At 60.7% G+C, this 3764-nt stretch carries 5 protein-coding genes; 3 read left to right on the top strand and 2 right to left on the bottom strand.

Annotation, left to right across the window (positions count from 1 at the left end; all coding sequences use genetic code 11):
• The 3 genes from NW837_RS06295 to NW837_RS06285 form a co-directional block, all read left to right on the top strand.
• Positions 1-639 (top strand): aminotransferase class I/II-fold pyridoxal phosphate-dependent enzyme (locus NW837_RS06295; RefSeq protein ID WP_414329910.1); only part of this gene is annotated, 639 nt, incomplete at its 5' end.
• A gap of 25 nt (positions 640-664) precedes the next feature.
• The gene (locus tag NW837_RS06290; RefSeq protein ID WP_011432533.1) at positions 665-1324 is read left to right on the top strand and encodes a hypothetical protein; all 660 of its coding nucleotides are present in this window, start codon (positions 665-667) and stop codon (positions 1322-1324) included.
• 282 nt (positions 1325-1606) lie between these two features.
• Positions 1607-2488 carry a hypothetical protein gene (locus tag NW837_RS06285; RefSeq protein WP_414329908.1) on the top strand — a complete coding sequence of 294 codons (882 nt, stop codon included), beginning with the start codon at positions 1607-1609 and terminating at the stop codon, positions 2486-2488.
• Between the two features lie 9 nt (positions 2489-2497).
• Here NW837_RS06285 and NW837_RS06280 read toward each other — a convergent pair whose 3' ends face one another.
• Together NW837_RS06280 and purN are read right to left on the bottom strand one after the other, a co-directional pair.
• The gene (locus NW837_RS06280; protein ID WP_414329906.1) at positions 2498-3301 is read right to left on the bottom strand and encodes a PIN domain-containing protein; all 804 of its coding nucleotides are present in this window, start codon (positions 3299-3301) and stop codon (positions 2498-2500) included.
• A 26-nt stretch (positions 3302-3327) separates the two neighbouring features.
• Positions 3328-3764: phosphoribosylglycinamide formyltransferase (purN, locus tag NW837_RS06275; RefSeq protein WP_414329904.1), on the bottom strand; the 437-nt coding region annotated here is incomplete at its 5' end.

The raw sequence follows: 3764 nt of genomic DNA, 5'->3' as shown, positions 1-3764 counted from the left end.
GGCCAGCTCATCCCGCAGCAAGACATCCTGCCTCTCCTGCCCCAGTTCAACCAGGTGGTGGTGGACGAGGCTTTTATGGACTTTTTGCCGGGGGAGCCCACCCTGAGCTTAAACTCCAGCCCGTCGGCAATGCCCCGCAGCCAAACCTTGATCCCCCACCTGGCGGCTCACCCCAACACCATCGTCATCCGTTCCCTCACCAAGTTTTTCACCCTGCCCGGCTTGCGCATTGGCTTTGCGGTGGGGCACCCGGATCACTGGCAGCGCTGGCGACAGTGGCGGGATCCCTGGAGCGTCAACGGATTGGCGGGAGTGGCAGTGGCGGCAGCTTTGGCCGATGAGGACTTCCGCCGGCGCACCTTGGCCTGGCTACCCGTGGCCCGAGAGCATTTGTTCAGGGGTTTGCAAGCACTGCCCGGCTGGGATCCCTGGCCTGGTCAAGCCAATTTTGTGTTGGTGCGCTGCCCTGGCTCTGCCACGCAAATTCAGCGGGCGCTGCTGCAGCGGCACCGGATTCTGGTGCGGGATTGCCTGAGTTTTCCCGAGCTGGGAGATCGCTACCTGCGCATTGGCCTGCGCACCCTGCCGGAGCAGGAGCAGTTGTTATCCGCCTGCCGGGAGATCCTGGAGAATAGCTAGGGATTTTTCTGCGGGAGAAATTCTCATGCCCGAAGCTACCGCCTTTTGGCCGGAATGCAACGCCCCTATCGTGCGGGGGGTGGCCCATTACAGCGATCTGGAGTTGCTGCGGGCCTTTCAACGGCAGCCGGAGGTGGCCCGCTACTTCATCAGCCTGTTTTGCCGCTACTGCCAGTGGGTGGACGGGATCCTTGCCGAACATCTGCCGCCCGAGCAGTGGGCTGCCTATCGAGAGCAGGTTTGGTTGCGGCTTTACCTGCGCCTACAGCGCCTAGATGTCCACAGCCTTGTGGAAGAAGCGGCTGGCGAAGGGGATCCTGTGCTGCGACCCTGGCTGGCGGAGCAAACCCGTGAGCTGATCCAATCCTTGGATGGGATCCCCACCCGCCCTCAAGCTTCTTGCAGTCTCGACTCCACCAGAGGCGGGGCGAAGTCCTCTCTTTCACCGGCACTGGCCTGTTATTTGACTGCTGGTTTGGATACCTTGCCGGGGGATCTGCGCTTCATTCTGCTGCTGCGGGATCGCTTTGGCTGGCCACCGGTTCGCATTGCCGACCAACTCAAGGCTGACGGATATTACCTCGCCCCAGAAGACGTGGATGCCATCGTTGCCTCTGCCCGCCAGATCTTGCTTCAGAACCTACCGACAGATGTGCGTGCCCTCTATCTGGAGGCAAAGCCCTAGAAGACTGCCATAGCCCTGTGGCATGGTGGTTTATGGCAAGGTATGGGGCGCTGGCAATCCTTGTTCCCAAGGTGGGTTCTCCTGTTAGGCTGTTTCCGGCTGTAACAGTGGATCGGCATTGTTTGCTCTCCGACTTTACATCAAGTTGAGTGTGGGCTGTCTATGAGTCCTTCTCCGCTTCCCCCAGACCCTACCCAACCCCTGTCTCCGGCACAGCAGTCCCATTCACATCCAGTTCCTCAACTTGCTCTTCAGGAGGCGCTGAGCCATCTGCATTTGGATGTGCTGAAAGAACTGGAGCGATTCCGCCTCTGGCAGCGTTTGCAGCGCATGGACTCTGTCCCGCCCCCACGAGCAGGTCAGCTTGGGAATACCAGCTCTGCACAGCGCCCTTCACCTGTGCTCATTCAAGAGGTGGTGGAAGACTTGGAAGAGGAAGAGATGCCGCGGCCCTCCGGGGCCTTTTCGCCCCTCTGGGTCTTGCTGCTGTGGGTGCTTTCCTGCGCGGGGATTGGCTTTGGGGTGCGCTGGCTGATCTGGCCGGAAGAACTGTCCCTGCCCCAAAGTGCTGCCAGCAGGGCGGAAGAAGGGATCCCTGCCCAGCTGGATTTGGCCCAGTTGCCCCTGATCCCACTGGAACCGGTGGAAGGGCAGGTGGGAGAGGAGTTCTATTTCGGTGGCTTGGATCCGGATCGGCTGGCGCTGGGCTTGGCGGCCACCCCGGACTGGAAGGACTTGCAGGTGGATCCCCTTCAAGACGTTCCCAACCTGCTGGATAGCCTGCAAACTGACTTGGCCTTGGCTTCCAAGGAACCCTCTCCCCCCAGCTTGCAAACGGTGGAGCAGTTGGCAGCCAGCCTGGAGCGCCCGTCCCAACCTTCATCGCCTACTTCTGCGGGATCCCAAAACGTGGTGCCCCTAAGCGACAACAGCGTAGACTCTCTGGGGCCGAACCGCGGCGAGGGAACCTTCTTGGTGCTCACTACCTACTCGGGAGATGAGAGCTTGGCACGTGCTCGACAAGTCTCCCATGGGGCCTTTGTGAAAGATGTGGATGGCCAGAAGTTTGTGCAGTTGGCAGCATTTGAGCAACTGGAGTATGCCCGCTATCATGCGGAAACCCTGAAAAATAAGGGCTTTAACGTTACAATTGTTGAGCAGTAGCTTTGAGGACTACAGATCCCGAATCCAAGGGATCTGAGAGAGAGGTAGCCGCTGCCAGGTCCCTTCACTTCCTTCTGGATCGAGCAGGCGCCAGGCCAGCAACCCGGTTGCCGAGAGGAAAACCAGGGCCAGCAACAACGCAAGGGCATTCTGTAGGCTTTTCAAAAAGGGCCAGAGGCGGGCTGTGCTCGGCCCCACCTGAGCAGCTCCAGACCGCTGCCGCGCCTGGGCGGGGGGGTTCCCGGAAGCTGGAGAGGAACTCAAGGGACGGGCAGGTGGAGCGAGGGTAGAGGACGTCAACTGGGCGGCAGGAATGGGTGGCCCTGGTAACCGATTCAAAGCCATAACCACGGCCTGAGGGCGCTGCTGCTGACGCATCCACCGGTTCAGCTCTGCCAGAGAGATGGCACAGAGGTTGTTGAGACCCAGACCCTGAATTCGCCCCACCAAAGGCCGGTCGTTGCTGACCAAAACCACCAGCGTTCCCGGCTGCTGCTGGGCCAGGGCATAGGCGCATTCGGCAATCGCTTCTTCCAAACGTACCCTCATGGACTGATCGCCGGCACCAGCACCACCCACCAGGGCACGGGCTTCTGAGACGGCAAACCCTAGACTGGGCCAGTGGCGCAAAAACTCGCGGGCTGTCGATTCTTCTTGGGGATCAATAGCCTGCCGGCTCAGGCGTTCTAGCTCGGCCATCACTGCCTGCGGCAGCACACACACCCCAAATCGAGCCCACTCTTGCCATAGAGCCAGACGACCGGCCAGGATCACCGGGCTATCGAAGACGAGGAGAGGCGGGATCTCGGCCATGGGATGCGCCAGCGTTGGACTTAACCTCAATTGTGCAGCTTCCCCGAAGACTTGGGTAGCAGGGATCCCTCTGCCAGGCAGAGGCGGATGGCCAGTGGGTAGAGGCGGTGCTCCTGGGTCTGGATGCGCCGGTAAAGGGATTCCACAGTATCTTCGGGCAGAACCGGCACGGCTGCTTGGGCCACGATGGGGCCACTGTCCATTTCCAGGGTGACCCGATGAACGGTGCAGCCGGCAATTTTCACGCCGCACTTCAGGGCTTGTTCAACGGCACGCAGGCCCTTGAAACTGGGCAGCAGGCTGGGATGCAGGTTCAAGACGCGATCCGGGTAGGCGGACAACAACACCTGGGTAACCAGGCGCATCCACCCGGCCATGATCACCCATTCCACGTGATGCTGCCAGAGCACTTGGAGGATAGCTGCATCCAGGTCTTCGCGACAGGGGTAGTCTCGGTGGTCGA

It is taken from the genome of Synechococcus sp. R6-10 (assembly GCF_047461815.1).
GTDB lineage: Bacteria > Cyanobacteriota > Cyanobacteriia > Thermostichales > Thermostichaceae > Thermostichus.
This window is presented reverse-complemented; position numbering and strand designations above follow the sequence as displayed.

Coding starts and splice junctions, on each gene's coding strand:
- NW837_RS06280 (WP_414329906.1), bottom strand. CDS start 3,301: ATGGCCGAGATCCCGCCTCTCCTCGTCTTCGATAGCCCGGTGATCCTG.
- NW837_RS06290 (WP_011432533.1), top strand. CDS start 665: ATGCCCGAAGCTACCGCCTTTTGGCCGGAATGCAACGCCCCTATCGTG.